The 20972-nt window shown below is 53.9% G+C and carries 15 protein-coding genes and 1 pseudogene; 5 read left to right on the top strand and 11 right to left on the bottom strand.

The features are described 5' to 3' along the window. Positions 1-69: 69 nt before the first annotated feature. Entirely contained in the window at positions 70-1800 is a 1731-nt protein-coding gene (locus ACR3FE_RS24935; protein WP_458210550.1) for an ABC transporter substrate-binding protein, read from the bottom strand. Positions 1801-2298: 498 nt separating this feature from the next. Here ACR3FE_RS24935 and ACR3FE_RS24930 point away from each other — a divergent pair, with 498 nt between their 5' ends. Continuing rightward, on the top strand, positions 2299-4530 hold the full coding sequence (locus tag ACR3FE_RS24930; RefSeq protein WP_458210549.1) for a glycoside hydrolase family 3 N-terminal domain-containing protein: 2232 nt from the start codon (positions 2299-2301) through the stop codon (positions 4528-4530). On the opposite strand, the gene ACR3FE_RS24925 is transcribed toward ACR3FE_RS24930, so the two are convergent. The 3 genes and pseudogenes from ACR3FE_RS24925 to ACR3FE_RS24915 form a co-directional block, all read right to left on the bottom strand. Next, a complete protein-coding gene (locus tag ACR3FE_RS24925; RefSeq protein WP_458210548.1) occupies positions 4521-5642 on the bottom strand; it encodes a TrmB family transcriptional regulator in 1122 nt (373 codons plus the stop codon). The genes ACR3FE_RS24930 and ACR3FE_RS24925 overlap by 10 nt on opposite strands. Positions 5643-6423: 781 nt before the next feature. Further along, a pseudogene (locus tag ACR3FE_RS24920) lies at positions 6424-6915 on the bottom strand (archaea-specific SMC-related protein); the annotation flags it as partial. A gap of 553 nt (positions 6916-7468) precedes the next feature. After that, positions 7469-8461 carry a formylglycine-generating enzyme family protein gene (locus tag ACR3FE_RS24915; protein WP_458210547.1) on the bottom strand — a complete coding sequence of 331 codons (993 nt, stop codon included), beginning with the start codon at positions 8459-8461 and terminating at the stop codon, positions 7469-7471. A gap of 208 nt (positions 8462-8669) precedes the next feature. On the opposite strand from ACR3FE_RS24915, the gene ACR3FE_RS24910 reads away from it, so the two are divergent. After that, positions 8670-9905: a sulfatase family protein gene (locus tag ACR3FE_RS24910; protein WP_458210546.1), complete on the top strand. Its 1236-nt coding sequence runs from the start codon at positions 8670-8672 to the stop codon at positions 9903-9905. On the opposite strand, the gene ACR3FE_RS24905 is transcribed toward ACR3FE_RS24910, so the two are convergent. Continuing rightward, entirely contained in the window at positions 9790-10794 is a 1005-nt protein-coding gene (locus ACR3FE_RS24905; RefSeq protein ID WP_458210545.1) for a sulfatase-like hydrolase/transferase, read from the bottom strand. The genes ACR3FE_RS24910 and ACR3FE_RS24905 overlap by 116 nt on opposite strands. 137 nt (positions 10795-10931) lie before the next feature. After that, complete coding sequence (locus tag ACR3FE_RS24900; RefSeq protein ID WP_458210544.1) at positions 10932-12221, bottom strand: sulfatase family protein; 1290 nt, start codon at positions 12219-12221, stop codon at positions 10932-10934. A 442-nt stretch (positions 12222-12663) separates the two neighbouring features. Here ACR3FE_RS24900 and ACR3FE_RS24895 point away from each other — a divergent pair, with 442 nt between their 5' ends. Next, on the top strand, positions 12664-12819 hold the full coding sequence (locus tag ACR3FE_RS24895; protein WP_458210543.1) for a hypothetical protein: 156 nt from the start codon (positions 12664-12666) through the stop codon (positions 12817-12819). A 53-nt stretch (positions 12820-12872) separates the two neighbouring features. On the opposite strand, the gene ACR3FE_RS24890 is transcribed toward ACR3FE_RS24895, so the two are convergent. From ACR3FE_RS24890 to ACR3FE_RS24880, 3 genes are all read right to left on the bottom strand, one after another. Beyond that, positions 12873-13247: a hypothetical protein gene (locus ACR3FE_RS24890; RefSeq protein WP_458210542.1), complete on the bottom strand. Its 375-nt coding sequence runs from the start codon at positions 13245-13247 to the stop codon at positions 12873-12875. Continuing rightward, a complete protein-coding gene (locus ACR3FE_RS24885) occupies positions 13244-14188 on the bottom strand; it encodes a ParA family protein (RefSeq protein WP_458210541.1) in 945 nt (314 codons plus the stop codon). Before ACR3FE_RS24885 ends, ACR3FE_RS24890 begins: the two co-directional genes overlap by 4 nt. 295 nt (positions 14189-14483) lie before the next feature. After that, entirely contained in the window at positions 14484-14780 is a 297-nt protein-coding gene (locus ACR3FE_RS24880; protein WP_458210540.1) for a hypothetical protein, read from the bottom strand. Between the two features lie 1276 nt (positions 14781-16056). Between ACR3FE_RS24880 and ACR3FE_RS24875 the strand changes: the two genes are divergently transcribed. Together ACR3FE_RS24875 and ACR3FE_RS24870 are read left to right on the top strand one after the other, a co-directional pair. After that, the gene (locus tag ACR3FE_RS24875; protein ID WP_458210539.1) at positions 16057-16737 is read left to right on the top strand and encodes an IS6 family transposase; all 681 of its coding nucleotides are present in this window, start codon (positions 16057-16059) and stop codon (positions 16735-16737) included. 106 nt (positions 16738-16843) lie between these two features. Continuing rightward, positions 16844-17929, top strand: a complete 1086-nt coding sequence (locus ACR3FE_RS24870; RefSeq protein WP_458210538.1) for a PGF-CTERM sorting domain-containing protein — start codon at positions 16844-16846, stop codon at positions 17927-17929. A 525-nt stretch (positions 17930-18454) separates the two neighbouring features. Here the strand turns inward: ACR3FE_RS24870 and ACR3FE_RS24865 are convergent. Beyond that, entirely contained in the window at positions 18455-19282 is an 828-nt protein-coding gene (locus ACR3FE_RS24865; protein WP_458210537.1) for a SipW-dependent-type signal peptide-containing protein, read from the bottom strand. 340 nt (positions 19283-19622) lie between these two features. Then, the gene (locus ACR3FE_RS24860; RefSeq protein ID WP_458210536.1) at positions 19623-20801 is read right to left on the bottom strand and encodes a DUF8073 domain-containing protein; all 1179 of its coding nucleotides are present in this window, start codon (positions 20799-20801) and stop codon (positions 19623-19625) included. Positions 20802-20972 lie beyond the last annotated feature (171 nt).

Raw genomic sequence — 20972 nt, 5'->3', positions numbered from 1 at the left:
TACTATTTAATCATTCTATATGGTTGTCTCGGAGTGGGGGATTGGCTGCCTGTTTGCCGACCGTTTGCTCTAGTTACCCTGCGCACTTAGCTTGCCAACGCGCGACAGCCACTGCGTGGCCCACTTGACACCCAATGCGTCGTCGTCTTTCGAAGGGGTGTTGAAGTTCTTGCTGCTAATCCATGTCTGTTCTTGCTTCTCGGTGACACCGAGGAAGGGAAGCGTCTGGTTGTGGTGCCAGGCGACACGGCGAACGACATTCGTCACTTCTTTCTCGGAGGTCATCGCCGCGACCTTCTTAATCTCCTCGAGCGGGCTGATTGTCATCTCGTCACCGTCCATCCCGGGGATGGTCTTCTCACCAGTCGGGAACTGGTGGCCGCCGTTGATATCAGGGCACTTCATCTCCCAGCGCAGCGGGAAGAACGGGAACGACGACCGTGCGCCACCAGGGAGCCAGTAGAATGCACCCAGCGCGAAATTGTTGTTGATGTAGCCATCGAAGTAATCACCCATCGGCTTCGAAGATATTTCGAGCTCAAACCCGAAGGAGTTGAGCTGATCGACGACCGTGTTGGTCGCGGTCGTCCAGTCGGTCCAGCCTGCTGGCGTGACATACTGGGCACTGATCTTGTTACCGTTGCTGTCTTTCCACACGCCGCCGCTCTTGGTGTAGCCAGCGTCACGAAGCAGGGAAGCAGCCTTGTCGGTCTGGGAGGCAGACTCGCCGTAGGTCTCGAATTTACCCATGTCGTCGCCGAGCCAAGATTCCTGGTCGTCGACTGCGATTGCGGTGGCGACCTTAGGCGTGGATTTTGTGCGCGGCCCAGCGTTTCCGGCGACTGCCTTTCGGTTGATAACATGTGCGATCGCTTTGCGAACGGCGACCTTGCCGAAGTGATTGTGGTTGTGGTTGAAGACGATACCGTAGCCCCACTTCGCAGGCGTATTTATCTCTTGAACGTGGCCAGGCATGCTCTTAGCGATATTCGGCGGCGCGAACATACTGTAGACGCCATCGAGTTTACCACCCATCAGTCCCTGCTGGAGTGCCGTGTTGTCTCCACGGTTCAGGAGCTGGACCCGAGTGAAATTCACCTTGTCCGCGTTGTAGTACTCCTTGTTCCGCGTGAGCTCCCAGGACTGCTTGTCCTTGGATTCGAAGCTGAACGAACCGTTGCCGACGACATCCTTTTCGTACTTGAACTGTTGGAGAGCAGAGGCATCCTTGTCGAGGAACTGTTTGAACGTCGGATGGTGCGCGTAAATCCGATCACCCTGTGATCCGATCGCATGTTTGAGCAAACGCGGGTTCGTCTTCTCCTTGAGATTTAACACAACGGTCTTTTCGTCCTTGCCCTGTTCGACGCTCTCAACGAAGTCCCAGATTGCCGCGTCCGTCTTCTTCTGCAATCGGAACTGCGTCATCAGATCCTGGGCCGTGACTGGATCACCGTTGTCCCAATTGAAGTCCTTTCGGATAGTGAGCGTGAATGTCTTGCCGTCCACGGACCAGTCTTCCAACCCGGCCATCTCGAACTCCTGGGTATTGAAGTTGTAGGAGACGAACCGCTCGAAGACATGTGCTCCCGCGATGGCGTCATAGTTCTGTGTCGCATCCGGATTGAGGTGTAAGTTCGCCGGAACACCGTTGTTGGTCGCGGCAACGAATTTGGTGTCGTAGACCGTCCCACCTGTGGTCGCGTTGCCGTTGCCGTTTCCATTGCCACCACCGGTACCAGTGCCATCACTGGTACTGTTGCCATCATCTCCGCCGCTACAGCCAGCGAGCGAAGCCATACCGGAAACGCCTGCTGCTCGCATGAACTGTCGACGACTGACTAGGCTACAATAGCCGCTACTGTCGCTTGCCATGGGTCGTACAAACGGTTTTTCTCATATGTAATAAATCATTCGGTGAATTAATCGAGCATACACATTAGAACGCACGGTACCGTCATGACCGTCTCGACAGCAGACACCACGTGGACCGTTCACCAGTCGAACACCACCGATTCCCTCCCACAGGGGACACGTACCAAACACGTCGGCGTCAAGGAGACAGAGACGGTCACAGTCCACGTCGAATGGCCCACTGGGACCAAGTACCGTTTGAAAATTTGAGGACGAACCAGCGGAGTAAACGACCACGGGTCGGGTGACCTGTGGCTTTTCTTGTTCCCTTAGACGCACGAAGGCCGGTATCAGCGTCGTCTACCGGGGTCGACAGCTGGCGAGAGCCGGACCAGACTGACACACCCCTGAATTTTATATACTGGTATGAACGAGAGATGAGACATGGCGAACGCAGACGAGCGTCTCCCCTACAGGGATGAGACGCTTCAAATCAATCAGCGAGTAGACGACCTTCTCGACCGAATGACCCTCAAAGAGAAAGTTGGCCAACTCGTCGGCACGTGGGCCGGCGAGCTCGACCAGACAAAAGACCTCGACGACGTCGAAGCCGAGATCACAGAGCACGGTGTCGGCGCTGTGGCAACGTTTGGCTGGGCAGGAGCACGCGATCTTCGTCTCGACAACGTTGTCGAAACGGTGAACCACCTCCAGGAAATCGCCCAATCGGAGACGAGACTCAATATCCCACTCTTGTTCAACGTCGACGCCGTCCACGGGCACGCCTACGTCGCCGAAGGAACCGCATTCCCAAACGGCCTCGGGATGGGTGCGACCTGGGACGAATCGCTCGTCGAGTCCGGCGCTAAAGTGACGGCAACTGAGGTGCGTGCAAGCGGCGCCCACCAGAACTACTCGCCGACATGCGACGTCGCCCGGGATCCGCGCTGGGGCAGAACGTTCGAGACCTTCGGTGAGAGTCCCTTCCTCTGTGGCAGGCTTGCCGCAGCGAAAGTCCGAGGGTACCAAGGCGATGGCATCGAGGACCCATCGTCAGTGATCGCCACGGCTAAACACTTCCCGGCGTACAGCGAACCGGTCCGTGGCGAGGACGCCTCACCAGTCGAAACGTCCGAGTACATGCTTCGAAACGTCTTCCTCCCATCGTTCGTCGACGCACTCAAGGAGGGTGTCGAATCGGTGATGCCCTGTTACAACGTGATCAACGGAGAGCCTGCCCACGGGTCGCGACGGTTCCTCCATGAGACCCTCCGTGGCGCCCTGGATTTCGACGGGACGATTGTCTCCGACTGGAACGGCGTCCAGATGCTCCACGCCAACCACCGGGTCGCAGCCAATCACCGCGACTCGGTACAGCTGACGCGGGAAGCCGGCTTAGACATCGCCTCCGTCGATGCCGTCGAACATGCCGAACACCTCCAGTCGCTCGTGGAAAAGGGAGAACTCGCAGAATCCATCGTCGAGGAGAGTGTCCGACGAGTTCTCACGCAGAAATTCAGACTCGGTCTCTTCGAAGATCCGTACGTCGACATCTCGAGCGCGACTGACGTTGTCGGCGTCGACGAACACAGAGCGCTGGCGCTTGAAGCCGCCCGCGAGTCGATGACACTGCTCTCGAACGACGGCAGCCTCCCGCTGGACACTGATGCTGACATCCTGGTCACGGGCCCGAACGCGGACGATCCGATCCACCAGCTCGGTGGATGGAGCGTACCAGATCCGGAAGGAACGGACATCGTCACGATACGGGACGGAATCGAGTCGCTGGCGTCGGGAACGGTCATCTACGAGCGTGGGTCTGGAATCGCCGAAACCGACGACGTCGAGACAGCCGCACAAGCGGCAGAAAACGCCGACGTCGCCGTCGTGGCAGTCGGCGAGAACTGGTATCTCCACGAGTTCGGACCGAATGCACTCAGCGGCATGGACAAAGACGAGTTCCCCAACAGGTCCCAGCTCCAGCTGCCAACTGCACAGCGTGAGCTCCTGGAGGCGATCCACGAGACGGGCACGCCGATCGTCGGTGTCCTCGTTACCGGACGACCGCTCGCCGTGAACTGGCTGGCCGAACACGCCGCTGGTCTTTTGATGGCCTACTACCCCGGGACGATGGGCGGGCAGGCAGTCGCCGAGACCCTGTTTGGCGAGAACGAGCCGAGCGGTCGTCTGCCGATCTCGATTCCGCGGTCGGAAGGCCGCCTCCCAACCCGTTTCAACTACCTTCGGCACCCGACACCGATCGGCTCCGACCAACATCCGGATTCGTATGATCCATTGTTCGCGTTCGGACACGGCGAGAGTTATGCCGAGTTCGAGTACGGCGATATCGAGTTGAGCGAGACGACGATCAGGCCCCACGGATCGACGACAGTCTCCGCTCCGATCAAGAACACGAGTGAACGACAGGGAACGGCAGTGGTGCAAGCGTACGTCAGCGACGACGTCAGTTCGAGAGTGACGCCCGTCAAGGAACTCCGTGGATTCGATCGCGTGACCCTCGAAGGCGGTGAGTCGGGGACAGCAGTAATCCGAATCGAGGCAGACTCCCTGGGCCTCGCTCAGGAGGACGGCAGTCGGTCCGCCGAACCAGGCAGCTATACCCTCGAAATCGTGGATCAACGAGCCACGTTGACCGTCGAGACGAACTACAACTGAGTCAGATCAATCGTCGTAGACCCGTTTTCTTCGGTATCGTAGGAGAAATTGATTGTCTCGATCGTGATTCGGTGGGCTTCAATATCCTCGTAAATCGCACCCCACGAGCCGACCGACAGGACTTCGTTTCCGGTATCGAGGAAGATGCTCGAGTAGCTCGAGAGATCTTCTAACGAGAGGCCAGTGTCTTTACTGGTGTATCGAGTTGGATAGAACGCTTCGGCAAGTCGGCCTCGCTTGATGCAGTCTTTTCGCGATTGGATGTAGTTACCTCGAACGGCGATATGGATCTCCGCGCCGTCGTCGAATAGCGGGACAACGTCACGCATAAACTCCTCGAGGGAGTCGTATTCCGTCCAGTGTGAGCCCGACTCGAACAGTGGCTCCCACATGTGCCACTGACAGCTGACGAAATACCAGTGCGTAATGAACGAGAGAATGTAGTCGTTAATCAGGATGCCATAATCCTCATCAGCACGCGTGTTCGGAGTGAAGAACGTCTGGTTGCGGTCGATAATCGCGAGGAACGGTCCGGGAATTGTGCCAACCCGAATATTGAGATTCGAGTTTGCCAGTCCGAGCGACGCAGCCTTCTCGTGGAGGTTCGGTTCGTCGTAGAGATGGATACGAACGAAAACGCCCCGGTCAGCTGCGGCTTCGAGTTCGGGAAGCAGTAATTCCAACTGGTCGAACGTCACCGTCAGTTCAGCAGTTACATCTGCCTCTTCGAGCCGGGTTCGAACGTGCTCGTACACCGTCTCTGGTCGCTTCACGACGCCGACCCTGTGGTGGTCGATCTCGGGTTCCTCCCAGCGTTCTTCGAGTTCTTCGGCTGCTTGCGTCAGCAATGAACCGCGTAAACGCAATTCGTCGAGGATTTCATCTGGTTCGTTGGGCTCGGCGTGGAGGCGGTCTCCCTCTATTGTTTCGACGAATTCCTGTTCTTCGAGCGAACGGAGTGTCTCGTACACCTGTGAGGTCGGTATCGAAGACTTACTTGAGATATCGACGGCAGGTAACTGACCGTGTTTGATGAGCGTCAAATACGCCTCTGCTTCGTACTTCGTGAGATCTGCGTTTTCTAGCGCCCGTCGGAGCTCATCGGAGTTCATACACCGTAATTTAGCTGTTTTGGGGAAAGTCTGTCGGTAATTGGCATACCAAATATATATTAGATAATTTATAAAAAGGCCCTATATCTATCTTTTGAGCATTATAGATACGACACCTCAAACACCCGAATACAATGGTTTTGAGGAGTACCGTGGCATCCAGTAAATGGAAACATACAAAAATTGACTGTTTAGCGAATCCTAGAACCCGCCCAAGCATATTTTTCATTATACTTCACCCAAGGAGACGGCCTCAACAGAAGTGGATTCGCTTGGTTCTCATTACAGACATAGCATCGTAATGGAAGGGTGGCCACGTATGCGAAAGATGCGCCTTCCGAGAGGAGCAAATAGGCTTGGTAGCGTGCGTTCAGCGGTGTATTCGCTCAATCAGGGCGTCCGGTCGGCGTCCGCAGCAAGGCCCATATCAATGGATTGTGGGCGTGGAAGAGCGTCCCTGTAAGATGGGGTGGTTCAGGTGGTAGAGGGTGCGCGGAGGACTGTGAGATGGGAGGTGGTAACCATCCTGATTGTATTGGTGTTGCGACGCGCGGAACCACTTGGGGAATGCCCAGAGCTTGTTGAGCCGAAATCCGTTGATGTAGATCACGAAATCTCCCTCAATCTCCGCAGCCATGCACCTTTTCACTAAGATGGTCAGTCGTATCTTCGTAGGTTGTCCCCGACTCTGTACTGCGAATCACATGTAAGTTGAATACGCTTTTCGTGACATTTTGCCGACCCCCTCGGACGTCACGTTCGACGCGGTCGATCCAGATGCGATCTCGGTTTCCAGCCGTGTCCGTTCCTCTTCGAGACTCGGGAGTTGCTGTTTGAGCGAGTCGAGTTCTGAGAGTTCGTCGTCGAGCTGGCGTTTCTCGGTTTCTCACTGCTCGATCTCGACCTGAATCGCGTCCGTATCGACGGGTCGCATAATGAGATTGCGGAGGTCGCCACCACGTGCGACGGCCCGATGGGCCTCGTTCGATTCGAGCAAGAAGGCAAACAGATCCGCGAGTTCGGGATTGTCGAGATACGGCTCACCACTCGTTGTGACCGTTCCATTCTGGCGTGAGAGCGTCCGTGTGTAGGTCTCGTCGCCAGTCGTCAGTTCGACCATCCCCTCATCTGCATCGTCTTTCAGGGATGTTTGGTCGCTTTCGAGCGCCACCATAATCGCCTGGGGGAAGGACGTTCGACTCGTCGCGTTGCGACCAGTAAGAGCGGTCACATCCGGGGAGAGCGTAACTTTTGTCTCGTCACTGCCACCGATGCTTTAGACGCTCAGGTCAACCTGCGCCAGATCTTCCTGCGCTAATTCCATACGCGCTCGTTTTTCTCCTTCACTATATTAGGTTGACATTCAGCGCTGAAACATTACAGATATACACTTGTAATGGACGCAGGTAGTTCACAGGCAATCGGTACTGCATCGCAGTTGAATCAGTCATCATGCGGCGAACAGTCACATCCACCGTTCTAAGAAGTTCATCGTCAAAAGAGGAACGGCCACAGGTATTGCAGATAACGAGGCGATCGACATACAACACAAAATCACCGAGCGAAAAATGATTGGTCTTCTGAGAGTTTGCCGATACAAAACACGTTAGTTTGATTTCTGTTCACAATATTCAACTGTTATCGGAGGATATTTTCTAAGATGTTTCATAACTATTTGCACAATACTCTACAGGTGCCACTTAATTTCCCACTTGGAAAACATCTCGACTTCTGACCTCCGGAATGCACTCGAGAATGTAGATGACGTCCACGCAACGAAGCGAAATATGAGGAAGACAGTACCAACTTTGGAAGACAAAGCATCGTCAGCGGTCGCCATCGAGGGCACATCGGAAACCGATATTCCCCGTCGAGGAGTCGGGAGTATTCTTCGAACGAGCGGCAACCCGATAGCGGTTGCAGTACGAACGGTGACAGAGATACGAGCCGCCGCGCATTACGCGGGCCTCACCATCGTCGGGGCCTGTCGGATTCTTGTGTGTATAGTCGTTGGTCGTGTGGTAGTCGGAGCTGAACCAATCAGCACACCACTCCCAGACATTACCTGAGACGTTGTATAACCCATAGCCGTTCGCCGGAAAAGTGTTGACCGGTGCTGTACCATGGTAGCCGTCCTCTGCGGTATCATGTTCGGGGAACTCACCCTGCCAAATATTACAATGGTGTTTGCCATCTGGACATAGTTCGTCACCCCATGCATAGCGCATACCCTCTAGCCCCCCACGGGCAGCATACTCCCACTCTGCTTCAGTGGGCAGGCGTTTGCCAGCCCATTCGCAGTAGGCGACGGCGTCATTCCACGAAACGTGAACGACTGGGTGTTTTAGGCGTTCACGGGTCAAAACGGTTGTTTCCGGGCCTTCCGGATGAAGCCAGTTAGCACCTTTGACGGCTACCCACCATGGTGCGGCCGCCACCGAGTCCAGCACATAGCGCTGGTCGTCAGGGCCAACAAAGTCCTCAAAGACGAACGACCACCCAAACTGCTCGGCGTCGGTCGTGTGCCCCGTATCACGGACGAACTGAAGGAATTCTGCATTCGTTACTGCGTACCGACTAATATAGAACGGATCAAGTTCGATCTCTCGTGCTGGCCCTTCGCCGTCGGCCGGAAACCCGACATCGTCGTCGGTGCCCATCATAAAAGTGCCTCCGTCGAGACGAACCATTCGAGCAGTATCGGCATCCATGGAGGTCGCCGTCGCTTCATCCCTCTCCGTCGACTGATCGTCATTGGCGGTTTCAGCATCAACCCCCGCGTCGCGGCCGGCCGAACAACAAGGGGAATCGTCGGTCATGATCGGACAAAGCGTTGCTAATGATTTAAACGTTGCAACTACTCGTCACAGGTAATCCAGATGGCGATGGCGATATCGAAGCCCGGTTGAAAGTCAGTGAACGGTGAACCATCTCAGGGGCAAGCCTGAAGCAATTCACAAAGAATTCAACGAGTTTTGCGTCGTCTCCTACAAGCATTTTTTAGTACGTACCTGTAAGATTCGAGTTATGCCGGATCAAACCAATATCGCCGTCATCCTCTGCGACCAATTACGCCGCGGAGCGTTAAGTTGTGCTGGTGACCCGAACGTCTCGACACCGAATCTGGATGACCTTGCCGCAAACGGTGTTCGATTTTCTCGGTCGTACTCTACATATCCAATCTGCGTCCCGACCAGATATTCGTTCATGACCGGGAACTACGCACATTCCCGAAGTGTACCCGGAATCGACTGGCGTGTGCCACCGACAGAACGAACCATCGCTGACGAGTTCAACGACGCCGGGTACCAGACAGCGTATGTCGGCAAGTGGCACCTTTCTGGACACCACCCCTATCGATATTCTGGTCGAATCGACCAGTCGGAGCGCACGAGGCGATTAAATCGGACACCCGTCCCACCCGAACTCCAAGGGGGGTTCGAGTATTGGCGAGGATTCGAACTTCGGAACAATCACTTCGACACGGCATTCTATGTCGACGATGATCCGACCCCACATCTCATCGATGGGCATCAGACAGATGGCGTCGTTAATCTGGGAATCGAATTTCTTGACCAACACGACGACACTCAGCCATTTTTCCTTGTTACATCCATTGAGGCACCACATCCGCCGTTTCAGGTGCCAGAGCAGTACTACGAGCGGTGGCGACACCGTGATATCAACCTGCCGCCAAATTTCGACGACCGCGATGAATTAGACGGTGGGCGTGGACCTCGAACGGAGACGATTCTTGATGACCACCGCGTTTACTACGCGATGATTGAGCAACTGGATGATGCAGTCGGACGGTTCCTGCAAGCACTTGACGAGAGGGGACTGCGCGAACAGACTGCCGTTGTGTTCCTCTCTGACCACGGTGAATTACTCGGGTGCCACGGCCGTATCGGGAAGAAAGATCCATACGAAGAGTCTGCTGGAGTACCATTCATCGTGTCACATCCTGATGGAAATATCGACGACGGGCGCGTCTTCAACACCCCGACAAGTACAGAAGACTGGTATCCGACACTGCTTGGTCTCGCTGGTCTCGAACCACAAGATACCAAACCAGGGACAGATTTGACTCCACTCGCACGCGGCGAGCAAAGGTCGTTGAATCGAAATGGCGTGCTTCTCGAATTCGTTAGAGAAGACCGCCCTGACAGTGGGTACGCCGAGGAGACGTGGCGAGGGTTCTGCACAGAACGATACAAGTACACGGTGAAAGTGCACCGAGGTGATGGCCATGATCGGATGTGAACGTGACCGCTGTCTCTTCCCATCCGTTGTTGTCGATTGCCGTTAGCACCCGGCCAATCTCATCGTCCACGAACGACGCACAGCCAAAGTACACTGGACGAGGGATGATTCCTTCCTCGGGAGACGAGAGGGAATCGATGAAGAACTCCCCGTTCGCGAACTTCTCTGCCCGTCTACGTTGGTGGGCGGGCTTGCCGTGTTCCGCGAGTGTTTCTTGGCTCTCATAGTTATCGGGAAGCGGGTATGGGTCGTCTACATACTTTTCAGCGTATTCGGGTGGACAAAGACTAGGTTCGTGAGGTTCGTCGTATGATACGACGAGGAAGTATGGCTCGTCGTCAACATCCTCGATGAATGCACGAGCTTGGTCGGTCACACGACCGGCCCAGGTATCCTCTCGTGTTATACCTTGTTCGCGAATTTCTTCGGGATCTGGTTCAGCGTTTCCAGTAAACATTCCGGAGCGCCACCACTCCCAAAACTCTTCGCCGACATCCTCGCGGTAATCTGCACCATCATACCAATATTCCTGTTCGTACGGGTCGGCCGTGACGCCGTCACCGAAATAGTCGCCGTCAAGATGCCACTTGCCAACGTAGGCTGTTCGGTATCCTGCCTCCGAAAAGAACTGTCCCATCCGCGTAACCCCCTGATAGGGGGAGAGGCCATTCGTCCATGCACCCGCTGTGTGTGGATACAGACCGGAGAACAGACTCGATCGGGCAGGCGTACAGACAGGAGCTGCTGCGTAGGCATTGTCGAAACTGACACCCTCTTCAGCGAGTCCATCGATTGTCGGCGTTTCGACGTAACCCGATCCAATTGCTCCGACAGCGTTCATGGCCTGCGTGTCCGTCAGAATGAGGACAACATTTGGTTGTATACCCATATCTATGTGAATTATATTCGGGTACTGTATAATCATGGGGCAAATAGGAGATACTGGGAGGTTTTATCGAAAACAGTTCGTAGAGGTCGTTACAGAAGTGCGAGGCGAAAGCCCACGGCTTCAACCGTGGGAGGAGGTCAAGTACCTGGTGCCCACGCACGGACATCGTCTCGTAATTCAGCGACTAGATTCTCGTGGTCGTCGCTTAGATCCGATTTTTCTTCGGGGTCTGAGGAAAGATCGGAGAGATGGACGGCCGCAGGGTCGCTATCAACATCGTACCCATTCAGAACAAGCTTCCAGTCACCGTCACGGACGGCTCGCTGTTCTCTGTTTGTCCAGTAGACTCGGTCGTGAGGCGACGTATCCCTGTCACCCTGAAGGAGCGAGAGAAGACTCTCACCATCTCGGTCACTGGGAATGTCAAGGGCACATGCATCCAATATAGAGGGAACTACGTCCATCGAGACGGCGAGTTCGTCGCAGACGCGGCCACCATCGACGTTAGGGTGGCGGACAATAGCAGGGACACGGATGCCCCCTTCGAAAAGACTTCCCTTCTCGCCGCGGAGGCCGCCCGTCGATCCGCCACGGTACAGTTCGCGACTGCCGTTGAGATGATTACGAACCTCCCGGGAGGGTCCGTGATCGCTGGTGAAAATGACGATGGTTTCCTCTGCCACGCCCGTCTCTTCGAGTGTTGCGAGAAGTTTTCCAACGCCATCATCGACTGCTGCCAGCATTGCAGCAAAGATGCGTCGCTCCGATGGTAGATCCGGGAAACGGTCGAGATATTCTTCAGGCGCGTGCATCGGATAATGCGGTGCGTTGTAGGCAACATACCCAAAGAACGGGTCACTCCCTTCTGCGGCATCTGCGACGAACTCAACAGCTCTGTCAGTAATGAGGTGGGTAAGGTATTCGCCATTGTGCCACACCTCTGTTCGATTTTCCCAGAGATCGTGATACGGTGGAACGCCACCACCCTGACGCCACATGAAAAGGTGGCTGTAGTAGTCCACACATCCCGACAAGAAGCCAAAGAACTCATCGAAACCATGGGCGTTAGGCACTTCGTCATCGGCCATCCCGAGGTGCCATTTTCCGAATGCGCCGGTCTCGTAGCCAGCGCTGCCAAGATAGTCCGCGAGCGTCTTCTGGTTCGTCGGAAGGCCAGGAAGAACATCTTCCTCGGCTCGTCCACTCCCAACGTTGCTTGGAACACCAGCCTTGTGAGGGTACTTCCCTGTAAGGAGCGAAGCACGAGAAGGCGAACACACCGGCCCGTTCGAGTGCCAATCCGTAAATTGAACGCCATCTGCTGCAAGGCCATCAATGTTCGGCGTCTCGTACTCCGCGCCGTAGCAACCGAGATCACCATATCCAAGGTCGTCACAGCAGATTAAGAGAACGTTGGGTTGTGGCATATTTCCAGCTACTCTTGAATCTGCTAAAAACTTTCCCAGTGGTCAACAACAGGAATTAGCCAACGTTACTCGGCGATCAACCCACCGATGTCGATCTGCCGAATGCGAACAGGCCTCAGCCGCTACAATCACTGTCGGTCAAAAATCGGTCAAAGAGAAGACTGTATTCGACCTGTACCATCGAATCCATATAGCGATATAGAGTTTATATCCATCCCCATACTTTCCAACATGACTGCCGGAACAGGATTGGTGTTGTGAATCCCCCCCGATCTGGGTGATCGTACCGCACTCACACGCCGTCTCAGGAACTGTGTCTCGTACTCGAAGAAAATTTCTGCTGTGTTGAAATCCTTATCACGTGATAGGAATGGCGTCCTGAATACAGAGCCTAAACTGAACGTGAGAAAATTATATAAATATTGTAACCGGTTAACATGATATGGGTAGAGATAGTGAAGACAGTACAGAGGCCTGGATGGAGGGCGATGTCACAGGCACTGGAACTGCTCCTTTTCTCACAAAGAAAAGCCAGGCAATAGTGATACTGCTTCTCTTTCTCCTTGTGTTTGTCCTCCCACTCATCATATTATACTAAGTTAGCACCACGATCTCACCCCGAAAGACCCAGGGATGCGCTATTGACCGATCTCAGTCATCGTGAGCCTCATGTCGAGCAGCCTGAATCGATTCAGCGACTTCCTCAGCGTCGTGTTCTTCAAGGAGTAACCTAAACATGGCTTCGTACGCTTCCAGTCGACTTACCCCGGAATAGCCAGCGAGCTTGCTGTAGGCCCGCGCATCCTCAAGGAGATCGGTCACGTCCTGCCACGTTTCGTCTAAGGCAGCAACCGTGTGTTGGTTGGTTCGGTAATCGGTATCGTAGGCTGGCGTTCGTTCCGGATCAGTGGCCGCATCGCCAGCAGTGCTATCATTGTTACCAGTGTCATCATTGCTAGCATCGGAAGCAGTATCGTCAGTGGCATCATCGGCAGGGTCGCCAAGATCAAACATATCGTCGCTCATTGTTGGATTCCTCCGTTTTCGACGATCCGTGCGAGATCATCGAAGTACTGGAGCTGGTCACAGTCCGGATCATACACCGAAATTGGACAGCGATCGCGATAGGCACGCGTAAACGCAGCTCGGTGGCGAATCGGAACGGCAGGGGGTTTCCGTTCACCGTTATCGATGGCTTCCCAGACCTCCTCTGTGACTCGGGCGAACGGTGGGATATGGTCGTCCAGTACTTCTCTCGTACTCTTTCCGTCAGGGAGTGTACCAGCATCGATATCGGCACCGCGACCTGCCTCGAGATATGCAGCAAACCGTTCGCTCGTGTTTATTGATTCGAGAAGTTCGCGATCCGTCGTATCCTGGTCAAGCCGTTGCTGCAGATCGTTAGGGACGACCGCCATAATCTCGACGTCCATGTACTGACGAAGCGGGCCGATGAGCTTCGAGGTCGTCTGGCGAATGCCATTAAGCGCTTCAGCGGCCGGTGCCAGTGGGATGATGACGTTCCGTGAAGCGACGAGTGCGTTGTTCGTGAGCTTATTCCGACTACCGGCGAGATCCATGATGATGTAGTCGTACTCGTCATCGAGCAACGGATCGACGAAATGAGTCTTGAGTTGTTCGTCACTTCGTAGCACTTCATCCCGGCTGAGATCTTTGTTGACCTCTTCGAGATTCTGTGCGGGCACGAGATCGAATCCATACCCAGTCTCCTCGACAAGCGCGGTCGGGTCTTCATCGCCGAGTAAGACATCACGATAATCGAGCCCATCAGTCGATCGGTCGTAATACCCCAGTCCCGTCGACAAGTGTCCCTCTGGATCCAGGTCGAGAAGCAGTGTTCGATTGTCTCGTCTCGCAAGCGCGTCACTCAGTGCGTTCGCGATAGTCGACTTGCCGAAGCCACCCTTCAGGACTTGGAGTGCGACCGCGCGTGATTCTGATCCCATATGCACTCGCTCAGACTGGAACATGATAAAATTGACCCCATTGATTGCCGTGATTGCAATTCTAACAATGCCAACAATGATTGAAATGCCGTCACTGTAAACAATGCTAGGTCAAAACAGTGTGAATAGCACCAGGTTAGTTAGTAGGACAACTTACTTCGTCACGCTGAATTTTCGCACCGGCTCCATTGTCGAGCCTCGCGGTGACATCCTACCACGACTAACGTCAGGCCCACCCCACGGCTGAAGTCGTGGGGTCTCTCGCCTGCAATTCTTTAACCGCCTTGTATATCGATTATTGGAATATTTCACTTAGAACTGTGATCGGAGAAGCTGTTAAGGCGGGTCTCTGCAAAAGGCGGAAAAAGCGGTGAATGCCAACATTGTCGGCAATGCCAACATTGAAGCCAATGTTATCGAGGATCCAATTGCTATCATGGCGGTCAATGAGTAGTGGTGAGAACTTCTCTTTCAGCAACTGAACGCTCAGATCCGACCAAACGTGTGTTGATTCATTGGCGTCATTGATACCAATGTGAGCAAGGTCATTGATCACGATGATGAAAATGACAACAATGACGACAATGCCCAAATTTTTGAGGTGGATTCATTGTATTTAGATTAAGAGACAGGAAGAGGTCCCCATAGTGAGATTCAGTATCTCGAGCCGTTAGCCATAGTGGGGTAGTACCGGGAGAAGCCAATTCGCCTGCATTTCGAAAACAACATTTATGAAATCGATATCAGTGATAGCATGTATTCAATAACCCCAATGAAGACATTTTCGTCAGTGACAGCATTGATAGCAATGTAACCAATATCCCCAATGGCACCAGTTTTAGCAAATTAACTTCTTAATCAAAACATCACGGATTCAAAGGCGACCCTATGTTGAGTCGAACACCGTCTTGACATCGCTAGCAGTGATAACATTGTTATCATTTGTTGCATTGTCAGCAATTGTAACAAATCCACCATCGATAACAGGGAGAACACTGGGAGAGATTTGAGATCGATATCAAATAGGGAATCAGAATATTGATTCCTGGGCTGTGAACTACCCCTAACCTACTCGCTCACGACCGACGCCGTTAGCTCTTTGAGGGTGGATCTTCCTGCTTCAACGGCGCGCTTTGCAGATGCAAACGTATTCACAAGGAGCGCAGTCTTCACAGGCGGTGATTCGTAGTGACCCGACCGCGGTGCCGTCGTGGACATACATGAGTAGACCACATCGATACCGACGCACTATTGGGAATGTACAGGATAGTCGAGCGGTTCACGATCCATTTCAATACCGAAAGTGGCGAACCACTTGCCAGTCGGTTCTTTTTTGACGTAACCTGCCTGAACTTGGTATTGGTGAGGATAGTCAGGTGTAGATGAATCGGGATGGACACGAAAGGTCTGAGAACCCACCATATACAATGTATGCAAACTGTGCGGCGTTGACGAGTCGCAAAGCGTCTCCTTTGCACACTACGTCGTTACGTTCGACGGACAAGACGTCACCGACCCGGCCACTATAACGAGTAGTGGGGTCAGCTACACCACGAGCGACCTCGAGTCCGGTGAGCACACGATCACTATCGATGTGGCTGACAAGAAGGGCAATATCGAGACGGTTGCTCGGATATTCACGATAGAGGACGACTCGAGAAACCGCAAATCGACAGTGAAGCGCTGTCACCAACTCCTAACGAAGACGGGCTCCTGCCCGCAACCACGACCGAAGTGACATTCGATGTCGCTTACAGTGACACGCAGAGCGGTGTCACGACAAGTGGTGTCGTCGTCGAGTTCCATGACGAATCTGGTTGGACGGCACTGTCTAGATAAGGACGAGCAGGTCGAAGAGCTAGTTGTTCATGCTACTCTCAAACCTGCTCAGAGAGAGTTTAGACACGGCTACGCTTGAATGTTGGGAGCGTGAGCGGACGGAAACGCCCGTCAGGGCGTTTGCCGTCCGGCTCCACGCGACCGGATGTTCGCTTAGAGAAACAAAAGCGATTCTTGCGCTCCTCGGCGTGAAACGGTCGCATCAAGCAATCTTTCAATGGGTGCATCGGCTCGCTGACAGCGTTTCCGACCCGCCGTCGGCGACGCCGACGCGGGTCGCGGTGGACGAAACCGCTGTCAAAATTAATGGCGAATGGTCTTGGGTGTACGCTGCAATAGACACCGAAACAAAACTGCTACTCGATGTCAAAGTGTTTGATCGGCATGGTACTGATCAAGCAGCTGCGTTTCTGTCTGGACTAGCCGAGAAACACGATCTCTCGGACGCGGTGTTTCTCGTTGATGGCTACGGCTATCGGACTGCCCTCTTTCGAATTGGGTTGAGCGGTCGGCTTGACTACACCGAGCGAAACCTGATCGAAAAGTGGTTTCACACGCTCAAACAGCGGATCGACCGCTTCCATACGTCGTGGGTGGGCAGTCGGCCGAGCGTCCAGCAGTGGCTTGAACAGTTTGTACATTACTATAACCATCAGCGACCGCATCAATCGCTCCACAACCGAACACCTGTCGAAGCGGAGCTTAACTAGACAGTGCCGGTTGGACAGACGTCACAGACACCGCAGTTGTCACTGAGACCGGACGACATTCAGGGCACTCGAACTCACACCGGGAACCTACAAATTCCGGGTCAGAGTGCCCGATGGCGAAGGAAACGTCCGTACCATCGAGCGACAGGCCGTCATCGGGACTGGTACTGCACCGGTCATCACCGATATCGGCTTCGATCCAGGGTTGCAGGACGGTAAACTGCCAGCAGGTACTCAATCGGCAACCATCACCGTGTCGTTCAATAATGAACAGAACGACGTCGTTGCAGAGGATGTACAAGCAACGTTCGATGGCGTTGATGTCTCCGGCGATATCTCGGTAGACATGGCCGCTGAAACGGTAACCTACACCGCGACTGGCCTGAAAGACAAAACGGAGCACACATTCAATGTGACGCTGGCTGACCGTGGCGACCACACCGCGTTCCGACAGATCACGTTCGCCATCGCTGGAACAAGTGGTGGTGGCGGTGGTGGTGGCGGTGGCGGCCAATCCGCGAGCGTCGACGTCACACCTGGCCCGAACGGGGTCGCTATCGACATCCTCAGTGGTGCGGCAGGCCAGACCGCGTGGGCCGACCTGACCACGCTCGAAACGAACGGCGTGACCTTCGATCGGTATGGAATCGAGTTCGAACGTGGTGCGAGCGCATCGGTCACCGTGGACGCCATGGCGACCCAGCCGAAGGGAACGTCGGAACTCGCCGGCGCACTCGGTTACCTGCGCGTTGACGAGCGATACGTGATGAGTTCGACCATCGATAAGTCGCGAGTTCGTGTGACGGTGTCGAAAGATGCGCTCCCCGACGGTGCGAGCATGAACGACGTGACGGTGTACCACTATCACGAGGGTGAGTGGCGTCCCGTCTGGACGTTCCACGACGGGCAGACCATCACGGGCATTGAACCGCGCATCGCGCCGCTGGCCATCGGCGTCGAATCTGGTAACGACGGTCAAGGGACGACGACGATGAAGACAACGGACGCTCCTGATTCAAAGACACAAACATCTGATGCAAAGACGCAAACATCGACAACGAGTGTTAGTCACTCAAGCACGACTATCGCCACCGATGAACCCATGACGTCTTCAGATGGCCAGCCTGGATTCGGCATTGTCGTGGCACTTGCCGCATTACTGGCACTTGTGGGTCTACGTCGCTACGATTGACATCCCCCCGCTCTAAAGGGCGAGGGATCCCCGACGGGGATGTTCAGATTACGCGTTTATTCGGTTGTCAAGGACGCTTTCGCGTGAAACGTCAACGGTCGCCGTCCAGTTATGACCAAAGACGTGCTTTCCAACACGTACAGCAGCCTTATCACTGAGGCCTTCCTCCCAGTCTGCGGGCGTCAACGACGACTGGCTATTCAACCAGCGAGTTCTTGTGCTCAAATCTGATGTTGTACATGAGAATCCGGCCGCTATTCCAATCATGGTAACAATGCCTTCATTGATATAAGTGAAAACAATGCCACCATCGATAACATTGATAGCAATGCTAAAAAATACCTAAACCAGTATTTGCTGACAAACTCGTTCTGCCTGAAGTCCAACATGAACATCAGACTGGTGAAAAATATAACTCTCAGAACCCAGGGAATATGGGTTCAAACCCAACTAACCAACTTGACTTGGGATAGTGTGCGCGACAGAGTTCAATTCTTACGCACTCTTATGCGTTGCTCCATGGATTCATCGTGCCGTCGTTGTGCCGGTACTGCTGGGCGTAGAAGTCAAGATCAAATTTGAACGAGTCACCCTGGATGACGTTTCCAACCGACTTGGGGAGTTTCCAGCAAAGCGCGAAGAAGCAGAGGTGCGACGCCTTGAACTTGTAGGTGAGTTTTCTTTCTCTCGGTCCCACATTGGGACTTTGACGCCGTTTTTCGTGTCGTGATAGAACTCGTCAAGGGTCCCTTTTGCGAGGCAAAGCTGTTTGTCACCGGACTGGGCGACTGCTTCGTCGGTAGTGAACGCGTCTAGGTTCACCGGGGCGTCGTCCATCTGTTTCACCATCGATTCGCTGCTAACATCGTTGTCGGTGTCGAAGCAGCCAAGCGGGAACGCGCAGAACTTGATGTATTTTTCGAGCTCACCGCGCCCCTTGAGATCGCCTTCAGCTTCCCGTTCAGGCACATTCATCTCGTTCTCCTTGCTCGAGACGTTGTTGGGACGGAACCAGATGTACGCGGGGTTATCGTACACGTGGAAACTGACGACAACACAGCCGTAATCACCGGGTTTGACGTCACCCAGGTTGATCATCGGCTTCTTGGGGAATTTGTCGTCATTCGTGGGTGGGTAGTTAATGCCGTACTCAAGTCCGTTCGGCCCGTGGTAGTCAGTGAACCAATCGAGTTTCAGATCGAGGTTCCCCGCCGTCACCGTGTTATTCTTAATGTGTTCTGGGTCATTCAGGAACGCCATCGTTCCTGCACCGCCGAGCGCAGCGCCAGCACCGATGCCGCCGAGACCGAGCAGTGCTTTCCGTCGCGTCAGTTCGAATTGTTTGTCTGACATTGTTATCACCAATCCCCAATCGTGGCGCCATCACCGTTGTCAAGTGTGTCACCCGGCTGAGGATGCAAATATCGGTACCACCCTCTCACCTGTATATATACACAGAGGTGTGATTTGCTAGAAAGACATTCAGAAACAATTGGATTCGTATATTGGGTCGACAAGCAGAGACTGAATACAGAGGAATGCGGGATAGAGGCCGTATATTGGAATGAAAGCACCCCTATCGAATTATTATATTTTTTATATCTACTTCCGACTGAAGAGGTATGGTTCCTCCTTGGATCTCCGTAATAGGGTATCAAGAGTCGGCTGAATGAAACAGGACTCTGTCGGCAATTCAATTCACCGCTTGCTTAATTCGGTTGTAGATATCCTCTCTACTCACATCGCGATCGGCAACCGTCGCAGCCCGACCGACGACGAAATCTAAGAGATTCAAATCAGATAATAGCTTACGAGCTTTGTTGCGGCCGATTCGAAGTCGTTGCTGTACCTCATACAGGGTTTTTGCTTCGATGACTGCCTCTTGGATATCTTCGATCGTGAGATGACTTGGTAGTTCGACATCGGATGGAATCGATATATCGGTCACATCAGTATCGGCCGTTGCAGCGTCATCGGTATCATCGTCTTCTGCCTCATCGGTTATCGAATCCGTCTGGCCCCCTTCTTCAACTCCCTCATGTTCCGATTCCTGACTCAGTTCATCGGGTGTCTGTAGCGCTGGTGTCGTTTCAGTGTCCTCACTCTGTTGCTCTATGTCACCAGAACCTCGCTCTTCACGATCATCAGCAGTCTCCCTTGTTTGTTCGTCCGTTTTTTCATCAGGTTCGTCGACTGGACGGTTATTATCGCTCCGATCTTTTGGTGGTTCCGTACTCTCAGAATCCGGGGTCGAATCGTCGTCACCATTTGGTTCCGACGGCACTTGATTTCCTGGATTGTGAATCCCCTGCTTGATCATATGATACCGAACGGTCTGGGCCGTGACGTCGGTATCAAGTGCGTCCGTCATCTCACCAAACGTCTCATACTGGTCATAGACCGCCTGGAGACGTTCAGGATCACGGTGAGCAGGCACACCATCTAAATCGGCTGTCGCCTTATCGGATGCTGTCGAGGTCGAGGAATCAGCAGTGTGATTCTGCTCTTCGTCTCTCACTTCTGGTTCAGCGTTACCGCCTTTCGTTTGGTTATCAGCTGGATCCTCGGTTCGGTCAATAGCAGGGGTCTCGGGTTGGTGTGGGCTCTTTGTCTCCGAAGCAAGGGCCACGGGTGTCGGTTTTGGTGCACATGAAGCGACAGCCGTAGAGTTCGCCACCTCAGGGTCCATCTCTAACGACTCGTCCCCGTCACCTTCGTCACTGGCTAATGAATCTACATTTGCACCTTGTTCTTGCTGTTCGCTCCCCTCTTGGGCAACTGTTGTGCCCTCTTCCAATGGGATATCCACGGTGAGCCGCACTCGGATTCGCTCATCTCGCAGTAAGCTCCCCTGTGCCCCATCGGTCGTCATATCGTGAACTTCGATGCCCGTCGGTTCGAGTGTATCAACGGCGGCAGCGAGTTCTTGGAGTGCAGTGGATAGTGTCATTTTTCCCCATCTCGTTCTCAATCAATGAGATTTTGCCAGTTAAAAGAAATAAGCTTTCTGGGTGGCATACCACATTATTTCTAACATTATTCC

This window comes from Haladaptatus rarus (assembly GCF_054177585.1).
Note: the sequence above shows the minus strand (reverse complement) of the source record. Positions and strands in the feature narration are given on the sequence as shown.